Source organism: Streptomyces rectiverticillatus, assembly GCF_013394065.1.
Lineage (GTDB): Bacteria > Actinomycetota > Actinomycetes > Streptomycetales > Streptomycetaceae > Streptomyces > Streptomyces rectiverticillatus.
Map to the genome: position 1 here is coordinate 4,417,375 of NZ_CP040752.1, position 12,710 is coordinate 4,430,084.

A 12,710-nucleotide genomic window follows, 5' to 3' on the forward strand; every position below is an offset into this window, starting at 1 on the left:
CGCCTTTCTCGCGGGGGGCTCCTCCCCACGAAAGGCCGGGACATGAACCGAACCCCCCGACGCCGTCCCCGACTCCACCGCCGGCGGCCCCTCCTGCCGGCGGCCGCCTTCCTGGCGGCCGCCGCGCTCGGATCCTCCCTGTCCGCCTGCACCTCCGGCTCCGGGGACGGGCCGGGCGGCGGCACGCACCTGGTGCGCACGGCCATGGGCGAGGTGAAGGTCAAGAAGCACCCGCAGCGCGTGGTCGTCCTGGACACCGCCGAACTCGACTCCGCCGTCACGCTCGGCATACGGCCGGTCGGCGCCACCCGCGCCGACACCGCCTCCGGCTTCCCCGAGCACCTGCCGGCGGAGAGCGTCCGCGGCACCGAGGACGTCGGCAGGATCGGCGCCCCGGACCTGGAGGCCGTCGCCGCCCTGAAGCCGGACCTCATCCTCACCAACAAGGACCGCGACGCACAGCGCTACGACGAGCTGTCGAAGATCGCCCCCACGGTGATGACGGCTGCGACGGGCTACCCCTGGAAGGACAACTTCCGCACCCACGCGGAGGCGCTCGGCAAGACGGCCGAGGCCCGGAAGGCCGTCGCCGCGTACGAGGCCCACGCCCGCGAGGTCACCGAGGCGCTCGGCGGCACGGAGCGGGCCGCGGCGCTGAAGGTGAACGTCGTACGGTTCGTGGAGGGCGCCGCCATCCGGATCTACGGCCGGAGAAACTTCATCGGCACCGTGCTGCAGGACGCGGGGGTGGACCGGCCCGGCGTCGTGGACCGGGCCAAGGACGGCTTCTCGTACGACGTCGGCCCGGAACAGATCGACCAGGCCGACGCGGACGCCCTCTTCACCTCCGTCTACGGGGACCCGGACCGCGCCCGGGTGCCGCGGACGACCGGCAGCGCGCTGTGGAAGGGCATGAAGGCCGTACGGGAGGGCCGGACGTTCAAGGTCGACGACCGGCTGTGGATCCAGGGCATCGGCTACACGGCGGCGCACCGGATCCTGGACGAACTACGAGCGCACCTGGCGGACTGACGTGGTGTGGAGGTTGCTGCGATCCGCACTGGGGACCGCCTGCGGCCGAATCAGCCCGGCCGTCGCGAACGCCACACCACGAACATCGCGGAGCCGACGGCCGCGGCCCGCAGCACCCACGGCCAGGTGTCCGACATCGCCGCGCCCAGGCCCCCCTCCGGCACCGGGGCGCCCCAGCGGCCCTCCGTACGCCCCCACAGCCAGACGATCCCGGCGGCCACGACCAGCCCGGGCACGCCCATCACCGCCCACTTGGATTCGCTGTGCGAGAGCTTGCGGGTCAGATATGCGAGGCCCCAGCCGACCGCCAGGACGATCCAGTTGCCGAGCACGGCGCCCACGAGCAGGATCAGGGCGACGAGCAGGAGCAGCGGGGGGACGGGGGCGCCGTCGGCGCGCCGGAACAGGGTCGCGCGCTGTGCGCCGTCCTCCTCCGCGTACTCGTCCACGCCTTCCGAGCCTTCCGTGCCGTGCTCGCCCTGCCGGCCGCCCGGCCCGGGAGCGCCGTCCGAGGGCTCCCGGTCGCCGGGGAGCGGGGGTGGCTTCAGTATGTCGGGGATCTCGATGCCGCCGGTGAACCCGTGGACCGTGCCGCGCGCCGCGCCGTGGGCGCCCTCCGCGCCCGCGTACGGGGAGGCGTCGGTGCGCCACCAGTCCGGCATCTCATCGGCGTCGGCGCCCACCGGGGCCGCGGGGTGCTCCGGCGCGGCGTACGGGGGCGGCCCGGCGGGGACGGCCGCGCGGGCGGGCTCGCCTTCGCGGCGGGGAGCGGGGACCTTGCTGCTGCGGTCGCTACGTCCCTTGGAGCCGGAGCCGGAGCCTCCGCGCGAGCCCGAGCCCGAGCCCATGCCCGATCGCGTGCCCGATCCAGTGCCTGCGCCCGATCCCGATCCCGATCCCCATCCCGATCCCGAGCCCGTGCCGGAGCCGGCCGCTCCGGCGTCGGCGACCGCCTCGTCCGGGCTGCCGAGGCCGGTGAGGATGCGCTGCACGGCGGAGGGCGTGTCGGCGCCCTCGGTGGCCCTGCGGCGCTCGATCTCCGTCCGCAGCCGGGAGACCAGGCGCATCCGGTCGGCGGAGGTGAGTTCCGCCCGCCGCTGGGCGATGTCGCCGACCCGGCTCAGATAGTCGTACACAAGCTGATCGCTCTCGATCCCCACCGAATCCCCTAAGGCCGCCCAAGACCACCAGCCGCTTTTCCCCCGAAGGTACCGGTTCTCCGGGAAGACGACAGGGGGAACGGAAGGGGGCGGCGGGAGCGCACGGCATCGGCGTGGGCGCGCGGGGGTGTCAGCGCACGGCCACCACGTCGAGAGCGATCCGCAGCCGACGGCCCGTCATCCCTTTGGCGTGGGTGACGCCGAAGGCGTAGCGGTCGACGACGGCCGTGGCCTGCAAGGTCAAGCGCGATCCGTCCGCGACGACCTGATCCAGAGTCAGCACCAACGGCCGGGCGACACCGCGCACCGTCAACTCGCCGTGCACCGTCACCTCTCCGTCCGCGCGGCGGCGCACGTCGCCACCGTGGAAACGGATCTCGGGATGGAGCGCCGAGTCGAGATAATCGGCTGAGCGGACGTGCCGGTCGCGCTGGGCGTGCCCGCTGGAGAAGCTGTCGACGGGGATCACGGCCTCGACGGTGGAGGCGGATTCGGGCTCCTCGACGGCGATGCGGCCGTGCGCGACGGAGAGGGTCCCCTTGATGGGGAACAGCCCGAAGAGCGCCCGCATCCGGAACCGGATCCTCGACGCCTCGGGGTCGATGCGGTAGACGCCCGGTAAGGGCCCGTTCTTCTGGTCTGCGCCCTGGATGGCCATGGAGCGGTTCCCCTCCCGCCGGTGCCGGTGCAACGGTCCCTGGCCGGTACGGTATCGGGCTTCCAGCCCGCTCGAACGGCAAACCGAAGACCCTTGAGACCCTTGAGACCTTTGAGACCTTTGAGACCCTTACGACAGGGTGATCTCGTAGCGGAGTCGCTGACGGTGGGCAGGCATGATCATCTGATCCGCCTGGATGGGCTGCCCGGCGCCGTCGAGGGTGAGCCGGGTGAGCTGGATGACGGGTTCGCCGGGGGCGGTGTCGAGCGCCTGCCGTTCGCTGTCGGTGGGCATCCGCGCGACGACGTCCTCGCGGACGGTCGCTCCCACGTACCCGAGCCGCGCCAGCAAGGTGACGGCCCCGCCGCGAATCTTCGCGGTCCCGGCGAGCGGGGTGCCGCGGGCGATACGGACGGGGTAGTAGGTGTCGGTGAGCTCGCTGGGCCGGTCGTCCAGCACCATCAGCCGCCGCCGCACGACGACGACCTCACCGGGCCGGACGCCGAGCAGCCCGGCGACGGCGTCCGGGGCGGGCACTTCACCGGCGTGGACGATCTTCTGCCGCCCACGACGCCCTTGCGTGGCGGTTTCCGCACTCCAGGCGTCGGCACTGCCGTCGGGCCTGGCCCGAAGATAGGGCAGAGAACTGCTCACCCAGCGGGCGTCACTCTGCATGCGCATCCTTTGTCCCACTATTCGGCGGCTATTCGGCGGTGAACTCGTACTGCAGCTCGTACAGATGCCCGGCTTTGGCCATGACTGCGACCTCGATCGGCTGCTCGTTGTCGGTGCGCAGAACTCGGAAGGTCCGAAGAACGGGCAGGCTGCTCGGTAGTTGCAGGGCGCTGTACTCCTCTTGGGTGGGGACGCGGGCCGCAACCTTGTCCACGCTGAGGCGCGGTGGGAATCCCAGCCCGGCCAGAAGTGTCGGCGTGCCACCCTTGATCCTGCGGCGTTCCATGAGAGCCGTGCCGCGGGCGATGGCCAAGGGGTAGTAACACTTCACCAGTTCGACCGGCTCGTCGTTGATCAGCAGGAGCTGGCGGCGGAGCAGCGCTGCGGCCCCTTCGGCGAGGTTCAGGGCGGCGGCGACGTCCGTCGGGGGAACGGTCTCTGCGACCTCCAGCAACTTGGTGCTCGCCTGCCCGCCGTGCTTCGACGCCTCCGTGAGCCAGCGATACGGAGCGCCGGTGGCTGCCGGTGCCATGTAGGCGGCGGGGTGCATGGTCCGCTGTCGGCGCGGGCGCACGGTGACGGCAGTGCCCGGCCGCCCGATGACCAAGCGCTCTTCCTTGAGCAGCTGCAGCGCCTTCTGCACTGTGGCGCTGGAGGAGTCGAACCTCGCCTTGAGCTGTGTGGTGCTCGGCAGGTTGTCGCCAGGGGCCAGGTCGCCGCTCATGATCTCGTCGCGCAGGTCCGCGGCGATCCGCTCATGCAGTGAGCGACGGTCTGCTGCTCCTGCCTCCCTGTGGCCCACGATGTCCTCCGCGTGTCGACCCTTCCGCCCTTACTTCCCCCCACCGTATGCGACTTGACGGGGATTGCCGCCGCCCAAAACCTTGCTGCTATTCGCGAATAGCGATACTGCCCCGACTCGGGAGGTGCGTAGTGATGACGTACAGGATCGGTGCGTTTGTGGTGGACACGTGGGAGGGGCGGGTCGCGCAGGTGGTCGGTGGCGCGGGAAGCCGTGTGACGCTGCGCCGTCCCGGCGGCGGGCTCGAGTGGGAGGCGCCGTTTGCCGCGTTGCGGCTTGCGACGCGGGAGGACCGGGAGGCTGCTGGGTTGTGGCCGGCCGGGTCGCGGCCGATGTACGAGTGTGTGGAGTGTGCGCAACTGGCCGCCGCTTACAGGGAAGCCGCCGCCGGGGATGACCCGCTCACGACGGGGGATGCGTTGGTGCTCCAGCGTCGTCATTGGCGGATCGTGCATATGGGGGGTGCGTGAGTGTGCGGGGAAGGTGTACGCACCGTGGGGGTTGGGCGGCCCGGACCCGGGGTCAGGCGTGCTGCCGTGACTGCGGGACCGTTCGCTTCAGTGAGTACGCGGCGCTGAGGCCGCCGGGCCTTCCGGAGGCGACCGCTTCGCCCCGTCGTGCCGGGCTTGCCGCGGACCGTGTGGCTGCTCAGCGGGTGTCCCTGGTCACCCGGCGGGGAAGGGTGCGCTCGTCGGGGTGGCCCGCTGGTTGGGGTTGAGTTCCGTGGGTGGGGTGCGGGTCAGAGCAGGGTGGCAGCGGGGGGAGGGGTAGGGGGCGGGCAAGGGCTTGAGGTGGCACGCGGTACAGGCCGGCCACGGGCGCCTGCTGGGTTCCGTCCGGTGGCCGACTGTCCCTGGGTGGGGGGTGGGGTCAGGGCAGGCTGGCAGCGGGGGGAGGGGTGGGGGGCTCGGGTTCGGTTGGTTGGCTGTGCGGCCGGTGGGTGGTGGGCCGCCGTACTCCTGCCGTCACGGATGCGGGCGCGTGAGGAGACCGGTCTGTCCGTCTGTGGCTGAGGGGGAGCTGGCTGCTGCCGCGATGTGGCTGGGGCCGGTGGGGGCGCTTCGCTCAGCGCGCGTACGTGGTGGTTGGGCGTCCGGCTGCGGGTTGGTGGGGGTGGCGCCTCGGGGCCCGGAAATCAACCGGGGCCGGGTCGTGGGGTGGCGGATAAGTGGTCCGAGACGGCGGCTGAGTGCCTCAACTGCACCAGCAGGGCTCTCTCGCCTCGCGAGTCCCTGCTCCTGGTCCGTAGCGGCGCCGGATAGGCGGCTGAGGGTGGCGGCTTGCCGCCTCAGCAGCCCAGCAGGGCCCCTTGCCGCGCAAGCCCGCCGCCCGAGCCCGTAGCGCAGCGGATAAGTGGCCAGGGTCGGCGGCTAGCTACCTCAGCAGGCCCAGGAGGGTCCCTCGGCCTCGCAAGCTCCCGGCCTGTGCCGTAGGGCGGCGGATAAGTGGTCTGAGCGTGGTGGCCGGGTGTCTCGGCGGCCTCACCAGGGTGCCCGGGTCACAGAAACCCCACCCATGGGACAGCCGCCCGCTCGGCCACGATGGTGGCGCGCTGAGCGAAGCGCCCACGACGGGAGGAACCACATCGCGGCAGCTGCCAGCTCCCCCTCAGCCAAGGCCTATGCGCAAGGTCTCCTCACGCGCCCGCATCCGTGACGGCGCGAGTACGGCGGCCAACCGCCCACCGGCCGCACAGCCAAACCACCAAACCCCCGCCCCCCACCCCTCCCCCGCTGCCAGCCTGCCCTGACCCCAACCCCCCACCCAGGGACAGTCGGCCACCGGACGGAACCCAGCAGGCGCCCATGGCCGGCCTGTACCGCACCCGCCACCCGCCTACCCGCCACCCGCCTACCCATCACCCGCCTACCCGCCGCCCGCCACCGGCCGCTAACCACCAGCCCAGCCGCTGCTCCCTGACGGAAGGTGGTGGGTCCTCAGCCGGAAGATGGTGTGCTCCTAGACGAAGGTGACTTGGCCCCTAGACGAAGGTGATGTGCCCCTAGACCAAAGGCGGATGCCTCGCTACCTGCTGTTTCCCTAGCGTCGAAGCATGACGGTCGACACCACGGACGGGGCCGGCAGCACCCCGGTCCCAGCCCGGCGCCGTGACGGCGTGCGGTCCGCTGAGCGGGCCCTCGCGCCCGATCTTGCGCGCGGGATCATGCTGCTGTTCATCGCGCTGTCGAACACCGCGTTCCACCTGTGGAAGTCCGCGTACGGGCCCTCGGGATGGCAGCCCGTGACCGGGGGGTGGCTGGACCACGCGGTCCAGTTCGCGATGATCACGGCGCTCGACCTGCGGGTCTATCCGCTCTTCGCCTTCCTCTTCGGCTACGGCATGATGCAGCTCTTCCTGCGCCTGACCGCCGCTGCTGCCGCCACCACCACCGCCGGCGAACGCGACGCGGTCAGGATCCTGCGCAGGCGCAGCCTGCTCCTGATAGTCATCGGGCTCGCCCACTCCACCCTGCTCATGGCGGGCGACATCGTCGGCTACTACGGGCTGTTGAGCCTTGCCCTCGCCCCGCTCTTCCTCCGGCGGAGCGAGCGCGCCCTGAAGTGGTGGATCGCGATCGCCACTGCGCAACTGGTGATCGTGTCCGCTCAGCCGGTCATATCGGCGCTACTCCAGGGGGAGCTGGGGTCGTTGGGGGACGCGGGTGCGGAACCGGGGGCCGCGGCCTACGGGGCGGGCGAGGAGAGTTGGTTCGCGGCAGCCGGGACCCGGCTGGCGACCGGCCTCTTCGTCACCTTCACCGCTGCTCCCTTCTCCTTGATCGGCGGAGGTTACGTCATCTTCCTGCTCGGCTTCTGGGCCGCGCGCCGCCGCATCCTGGAGGAGCCGGGCCGCCACCTGCCGCTGCTGCGCCGCACGGTGGTCCTCGGCATAGCGGTCGGCTGGCTCGGCGCGCTGCCGGCGGCCCTCGCCCACGTCGGGGTGCTCGATGTGCCGGACGACGCGCAGAGCGAGTCGGGGGCGCTGACGGTGCTTCGGGAGGTCACCGGGTACGGGGCCGGGCTCGGCTATGTCGCAGTGGTGGCGTTGTTCGTGCACTGGTGGAGCGGGCGGGCGGTGCGAGGGAAAGCCAAGGCCGCAGTGGCTGTTACGGCCATATCCGCCGTAGGCAAACGGTCACTGTCCAGCTATCTCGCCCACTCGCTGCTCTTCGCCCCGCTGCTCGCGGCCTGGGGTCTGGGCATAGGCGCCCGCTTGACCAGCGCCACGATGGCCCTGTTCGCGGTGGGAGTGTGGCTGGTGACGGTGGCCGGGGCGTACGCGCTGGAGCGGCGGGGACGGCGAGGGCCGGTGGAGGCGGTGCTGCGGCGGCTGATGTACAGGTAGGCAGTGGCCGCTGGACCACATGTTCAGAAGGCCCAGAAGGCCCAGAAGGTCGAGAAGGTCGAGAAGGTCGAGGAGGCCGAGGAGGCCGAGAAAGCCGAGGCGGCCGGGAACGCAAAGCCCCCGGTGGCCGTGGTCACCGGGGGGCAAGGCGAGGCGAGGGTGTGAGGCCGCGGCGTCGTTACTTCACGCCCGGCATCACTTCACGCCCAGCATCTGCTCGATCGGGTCGAGGAAGAAGTACACGAGGAAGCAGAGCCCGACCACGTTGAGCAGCCACGGGATCTCGCGGCCCCGCCGGTCGGCTATCCGCAGCAGGATGAAGGCGAGTACGCCGATCCCGATGCCGTTGGTGATCGAGTACGTGAACGGCATCGCGATGATCGTCAGGAACGCCGGCACCGCGATGGTGAAGTCGCTCCAGTCGATCTCCTTGACGTTGGCCGCCATGATCAGGAAGCCGACGACGAGCAGAGCGGGCGTGGCGGCCTGCGAGGGGACGACCGTGGCGAGCGGGGTGAAGACCAGGGTGAGGAGGAAGAGACCGCCGGTCATCAGGTTGGCGAGGCCCGTGCGGGCGCCTTCGCCGACGCCCGCCGTGGACTCCACGAAGCAGGTGTTGGCCGAGGCCGAGCCCAGGCCGCCGCCGGCGACGGCGATGCCGTCGACCATCAGGATCTTGCCCATGTTGGGCAGCTGGCCGTTCTCGTCGGTGAGCCCGGCCTCCTCGCCGACACCGATGATCGTGCCCATCGCGTCGAAGAAGCCCGAGAGCAGCACGGTGAAGACGAACAGGCAGCCGGTCAGCAGCCCGACCTCCTGGAAGCCGCCGAAGAGGCTGATGTCACCGATGAGGCCGAAGTCGGGGGCGCCCACGATCTTGTCCGGCACCTGGGGGACGGACAGGCCCCAGCTGTTGCCGGGGATCTTGGCGAGCGAGTTGATCAGGATGGCGACGAACGTCATCACGACGATGCCGATGAGGATCGCGCCGCGCGTCTTCCGTACGACGAGGATGAACGTCAGGGCGAGGCCGGCGACGAAGACGAGCACGGGCCAGCCCTGCAGCTGGCCGCCCTGGCCGAGGCCCAGCGGCACGGTGGTGTGGGCGGCGTCCGGGTTGCGGGTGACGAAGCCGGAGTCGACCAGGCCGATCAGCGAGATGAACAGGCCGATGCCGATCGCGATGGCGCGCCGCAGCCCGCCCGGGATGGCGTCCATGACGCGCTGCCGCAGGCCGGAGGCGACGAGCACCATCAGCACCAGGCCCGCCAGGACGACCATGCCCATCGCGTCCGGCCAGCTCATCTTGGGTGCGAGCTGGAGCGAGACGACGGCGTTGATGCCGAGGCCGGCGGCGCAGGCGATCGGCACGTTGCCGATGACGCCCATGAGGACGGTGCTGAGCCCGGCCATCAGGGCGGTGGCCGTGACCAGCTGGGCATTGTCCAGCTGGTGACCGAACTTGTCCTGACCGGCCCCGAGGATGATCGGGTTCAGGACGACGATGTAGGCCATCGCAAAGAAGGTGGCCAGGCCGCCGCGGATCTCCCGGGAGACGGAGGAGCCGCGCTCGCTGATCCGGAAGTACCGGTCGAGGGCGCCCTTGGGCTGGGACGGCGGCGTGGGCGGCTGCTGGGCGTCGACCGGGGAAGTGGCCGAGGTGGGCATACGGGACCTCAGTCGGATGGGCCTACAGGGGGGACGTAGGCGGCGGGGGGACACGCGAATGGATCATGAACTGTATGATCAAACGAAACCGGCCAGTCATTTTCCGTTCGATTCAGTATGAATAAACAAGCTCGCGATTGCTATCTCCGCGCGTAGACCCTTATGTGCCAAGGGTTCGCGCGGGGCGCACGCCCACGGACTACGCTTGCGCCCATGACGAAGTGGACACCGAGGCACGAAGCGCCGGAGCCCCTGGAGGGCAACGTCGTCGCCACCATCACCGGCGGCACCGTCATCTGGTTCGTTCTCTTCCTTGTCCAGATCCCCTTCTACGGCTGGTTCCGGGACCACGGGCACCTGTGGTGGGTGTGGACGTGCCTGGCCGGCGGCGGGCTCGGCCTGATCGGCATCTGGTACGTCCGTAAGCGCGACGCGGCGATCCGTCGCGACGCCGATCGCCGCGAAGCGGCGGGAAGCACGGCCCGCTAGGCCCGGAGCCCGTCCGACGAGGCTCGCTCTGCCGCTCTGCCGCTCTGCCGCTCTGCCGCTCTGCCGGTCTGCCGGTCTCCGCCGCCGTGGCCGGTCTCCGCGGTTGCGATCCGTCGAGTCGTACGCCATCCCGCCGTTCGAAAGGCACAGCGCCCAGCGCCCCCGTACCGTCGGATTCATGAGCGATCCGGCGCAGACCGCGACCGAGGAACACCTGCCGGCGCCGCACCCGGGCCTGAGTGCGCCCGAGGTCGCCGAGCGGGTGGCCCGGGGCGAGGTCAACGACGTACCCGTCCGCTCCTCGCGCTCCACCACCGAGATCGTCCGGGCCAACGTCTTCACCCGGTTCAACGCCATCATCGGCGTCCTCTTCCTGATCATCCTGGTTGTGGGCCCGATCCAGGACGGCCTCTTCGGCTTCGTGATCGTCGCCAACACCGCGATCGGCATCATCCAGGAGCTGCGGGCCAAGAAGACCCTCGACTCGCTCGCCGTCATCGGCGAGGCGAAGCCGACCGTGCGCCGCGACGGCGCACCCTGTGCGATCCCGACCGGCGAGATCGTCCTCGACGACGTGATCGAGCTCGGGCCGGGCGACAAGTGCGTCGTGGACGGCCGGGTCCTGGAGGCGGACGGGCTGGAGATCGACGAGTCGCTGCTGACCGGTGAGGCCGACCCGGTGCTGAAACGGACCGGGGACCCCGTCATGTCCGGGTCCTTCGTCGTGGCGGGCGGCGGCGCCTTCACCGCCACCAAGGTCGGGCGCGAGGCGTACGCGGCCCAGCTCGCCGAGGAGGCGTCCCGCTTCACGCTCGTCCACTCCGAGCTGCGCACCGGCATCAGCCGGATCCTCAAGTACGTGACGTGGATGATGGCCCCGACGGCGGTCGGCCTGATCATCAGCCAGTGGATCATCCAGGACAACGACTGGAGGGAAGCGGTCCGGCGGATGGTCGCGGGGATCGTGCCCATGGTTCCCGAGGGGCTGGTGCTGCTCACCTCCGTGGCCTTCGCGATCGGTGTGATCCGGCTGGGGCGCAAGCAGTGCCTGGTGCAGGAGTTGCCCGCGATCGAGGGACTGGCCCGCGTCGACGTCGTCTGCCTCGACAAGACGGGCACGCTCACCGAAGGCGGCATGGACGTCAGCGAGCTGCGCCTGCTGGACGGCGAAGTCGGCAGGGAGGCGGGCGGCGCGGCGGGCTGGGATGCGAGCGGCGCGGCGAAAGCGGCGGACGAGGCCTACGTGCGCCAGGTGCTCGGCGCCCTCGGCGAGGCCGACCCCCGCCCCAACGCCAGCCTCCAGGCGATCATCGACGCCTATCCGGCGCCGGTGCGCTGGCGCTGCACCGAGTCGCTGCCCTTCTCCTCCGCCCGGAAGTACAGCGGCGCCGCGCTGAGCACCCCCGACGGCGAGAGCGGTACGTGGCTGCTCGGCGCGCCCGACGTGCTGCTGGCCCCGGAGGCCCCGGCGCTCGCCCAGGTCGAGGAGCTCAACGCCCGGGGGCTGCGGGTGCTGCTGCTGGCCCGCGCCGCGCGCGAGTTGGACGATCCGCGCGTCACCGACGGCGTCCGGCCCACGGGGCTGGTCGTCCTGGAGCAGCGGCTGCGCCCGGACGCGGGCGACACGCTGCGCTACTTCGCCGAGCAGAACGTCTCCGCCAAGGTCATCTCGGGCGACAACGCGGTCTCCGTCGGCGCCGTGGCCGCCAAGCTGGGCCTGACCGGCACCAAGGGCCCGGTCGACGCGCGGCGGCTGCCCGCCGGCCCGGAGGAGATGGGCGCAGCCCTGGACGAGAGCGCGGTCTTCGGGCGGGTCACCCCGCAGCAGAAGCGGGACATGGTCGGCGCGCTGCAGGCCCGGGGGCACACCGTCGCGATGACGGGCGACGGTGTCAACGACGTCCTCGCGCTGAAGGACGCGGACATCGGCGTCGCGATGGGCTCGGGCTCCGAGGCGACGCGGGCCGTCGCCCAGATCGTGCTGCTGAACAACAGCTTCGCCACGCTGCCGTCGGTGGTGGCGGAGGGACGCCGCGTCATCGGCAACATCACGCGCGTGGCGACGCTGTTCCTGACGAAGACCGTCTACTCGGTGCTGCTGGCGATCCTCGTGGTCTGCTGGCAGGTGCCGTATCCGTTCCTGCCGCGCCACCTGACGCTGCTCTCCACGCTCACCATCGGCGTGCCCGCCTTCTTCCTGGCCCTCGCGCCGAACAAGGAGCGTGCGAAACCGCACTTCGTGCGCCGGGTGATGCGGTACGCCATCCCGGCCGGGATCATCGCGGCGGCCGCGACCTTCGCCGCGTACCTGCTGGCGCGGCACCACTACGCGGGCACGGGCGCCCTGGACGCGGAGACCAGCGCGGCGACGCTGACGCTCTTCCTGATCTCCCTGTGGGTGCTCGCGATCATCGCGCGCCCGTACACGTGGTGGCGGATCGGCCTCGTCCTGGCCATGGGCACGGGCTTCCTCGTCGTGCTCGTCACGCCCTGGCTGCAGGACTTCTTCGCGCTGAAGCTCGTGGGCACCACCATGCCCTGGGCCGCCGTCGCCATCGCGGTGACGGCCGCCGGGGCGCTGGAGCTGGCGTGGCGCTGGGTGGACCGGCGCTTCCCCGCGTGAGCCACTGAGCCACGACGAGTGCGGGGGGAAGCGTCCAAGCGTCTAAGCGTCTCCTCAGGCGCTGGCCTGCTCGTCCTCCAGCATTTCGCGGATCTGCTCGCGCAGTGCCGGGCTGTCCGGCTGCTTGTGTACGGAGACGGAGTGCTCGTCGGCGGTGCGGACGACCTCGTCCTCCTCGCCGGTGATGGTCAGCGAGCAGTCCGTCTCACTGGGCGGCCGGCGGCAGTCGGCGACTTTCCTGGTCATGACGGCCTCCC

The 12,710-nt window shown here is 71.1% G+C and carries 13 protein-coding genes; 7 read left to right on the top strand and 6 right to left on the bottom strand.

Annotated features, from left to right (window positions below):
- The first annotated feature begins 42 nt into the window (after positions 1-42).
- Positions 43-1,032, top strand: coding sequence for an ABC transporter substrate-binding protein (locus FGW37_RS19350; protein ID WP_179082196.1), 990 nt, complete (start codon positions 43-45; stop codon positions 1,030-1,032).
- A gap of 50 nt (positions 1,033-1,082) precedes the next feature.
- Here FGW37_RS19350 and FGW37_RS19355 read toward each other — a convergent pair whose 3' ends face one another.
- The 4 genes from FGW37_RS19355 to FGW37_RS19370 form a co-directional block, all read right to left on the bottom strand.
- Positions 1,083-2,192, bottom strand: a complete 1,110-nt coding sequence (locus tag FGW37_RS19355) for a hypothetical protein (protein ID WP_179082197.1) — start codon at positions 2,190-2,192, stop codon at positions 1,083-1,085.
- A 130-nt stretch (positions 2,193-2,322) separates the two neighbouring features.
- Positions 2,323-2,850, bottom strand: a complete 528-nt coding sequence (locus FGW37_RS19360; protein WP_179082198.1) for a YceI family protein — start codon at positions 2,848-2,850, stop codon at positions 2,323-2,325.
- Between the two features lie 129 nt (positions 2,851-2,979).
- Positions 2,980-3,525, bottom strand: a complete 546-nt coding sequence (locus FGW37_RS19365) for a UTRA domain-containing protein (protein ID WP_179082199.1) — start codon at positions 3,523-3,525, stop codon at positions 2,980-2,982.
- Between the two features lie 28 nt (positions 3,526-3,553).
- A complete protein-coding gene (locus tag FGW37_RS19370; RefSeq protein WP_246430450.1) occupies positions 3,554-4,327 on the bottom strand; it encodes a GntR family transcriptional regulator in 774 nt (257 codons plus the stop codon).
- Positions 4,328-4,461: 134 nt separating this feature from the next.
- Between FGW37_RS19370 and FGW37_RS19375 the strand changes: the two genes are divergently transcribed.
- The 4 genes from FGW37_RS19375 to FGW37_RS19385 all read left to right on the top strand — a co-directional run bounded on the left by FGW37_RS19375 (position 4,462) and on the right by FGW37_RS19385 (position 7,838).
- Complete coding sequence (locus FGW37_RS19375; protein ID WP_179082200.1) at positions 4,462-4,797, top strand: hypothetical protein; 336 nt, start codon at positions 4,462-4,464, stop codon at positions 4,795-4,797.
- A gap of 2 nt (positions 4,798-4,799) precedes the next feature.
- Positions 4,800-5,045, top strand: a complete 246-nt coding sequence (locus tag FGW37_RS34180) for a DUF6255 family natural product biosynthesis protein (protein ID WP_425506651.1) — start codon at positions 4,800-4,802, stop codon at positions 5,043-5,045.
- 1,335 nt (positions 5,046-6,380) lie between these two features.
- A complete protein-coding gene (locus FGW37_RS19380) occupies positions 6,381-7,673 on the top strand; it encodes a DUF418 domain-containing protein (RefSeq protein WP_179082201.1) in 1,293 nt (430 codons plus the stop codon).
- Between the two features lie 3 nt (positions 7,674-7,676).
- Complete coding sequence (locus tag FGW37_RS19385) at positions 7,677-7,838, top strand: hypothetical protein (protein ID WP_179082202.1); 162 nt, start codon at positions 7,677-7,679, stop codon at positions 7,836-7,838.
- Between the two features lie 30 nt (positions 7,839-7,868).
- Here FGW37_RS19385 and FGW37_RS19390 read toward each other — a convergent pair whose 3' ends face one another.
- Entirely contained in the window at positions 7,869-9,341 is a 1,473-nt protein-coding gene (locus FGW37_RS19390; RefSeq protein ID WP_179082203.1) for an NCS2 family permease, read from the bottom strand.
- A 213-nt stretch (positions 9,342-9,554) separates the two neighbouring features.
- On the opposite strand from FGW37_RS19390, the gene FGW37_RS19395 reads away from it, so the two are divergent.
- Positions 9,555-9,830, top strand: coding sequence for a DUF2530 domain-containing protein (locus tag FGW37_RS19395; RefSeq protein ID WP_179082204.1), 276 nt, complete (start codon positions 9,555-9,557; stop codon positions 9,828-9,830).
- A gap of 178 nt (positions 9,831-10,008) precedes the next feature.
- Positions 10,009-12,453 (top strand): HAD-IC family P-type ATPase, encoded by a 2,445-nt coding sequence (locus FGW37_RS19400; RefSeq protein ID WP_179082205.1) that lies wholly within the window; start codon positions 10,009-10,011, stop codon positions 12,451-12,453.
- A 54-nt stretch (positions 12,454-12,507) separates the two neighbouring features.
- On the opposite strand, the gene FGW37_RS19405 is transcribed toward FGW37_RS19400, so the two are convergent.
- Entirely contained in the window at positions 12,508-12,699 is a 192-nt protein-coding gene (locus tag FGW37_RS19405; protein ID WP_179082206.1) for a DUF1059 domain-containing protein, read from the bottom strand.
- Positions 12,700-12,710 lie beyond the last annotated feature (11 nt).

Bases quoted from the DNA above. Each gene is read 5' to 3' on its own strand.
- FGW37_RS19400 (WP_179082205.1), top strand. From the start codon at position 10,009: ATGAGCGATCCGGCGCAGACCGCGACCGAGGAACACCTGCCGGCGCCG.
- FGW37_RS19365 (WP_179082199.1), bottom strand. From the start codon at position 3,525: ATGCAGAGTGACGCCCGCTGGGTGAGCAGTTCTCTGCCCTATCTTCGG.
- FGW37_RS19375 (WP_179082200.1), top strand. From the start codon at position 4,462: ATGACGTACAGGATCGGTGCGTTTGTGGTGGACACGTGGGAGGGGCGG.
- FGW37_RS19405 (WP_179082206.1), bottom strand. From the start codon at position 12,699: ATGACCAGGAAAGTCGCCGACTGCCGCCGGCCGCCCAGTGAGACGGAC.
- FGW37_RS19350 (WP_179082196.1), top strand. From the start codon at position 43: ATGAACCGAACCCCCCGACGCCGTCCCCGACTCCACCGCCGGCGGCCC.
- FGW37_RS19380 (WP_179082201.1), top strand. From the start codon at position 6,381: ATGACGGTCGACACCACGGACGGGGCCGGCAGCACCCCGGTCCCAGCC.
- FGW37_RS19360 (WP_179082198.1), bottom strand. From the start codon at position 2,850: ATGGCCATCCAGGGCGCAGACCAGAAGAACGGGCCCTTACCGGGCGTC.
- FGW37_RS19390 (WP_179082203.1), bottom strand. From the start codon at position 9,341: ATGCCCACCTCGGCCACTTCCCCGGTCGACGCCCAGCAGCCGCCCACG.
- FGW37_RS19395 (WP_179082204.1), top strand. From the start codon at position 9,555: ATGACGAAGTGGACACCGAGGCACGAAGCGCCGGAGCCCCTGGAGGGC.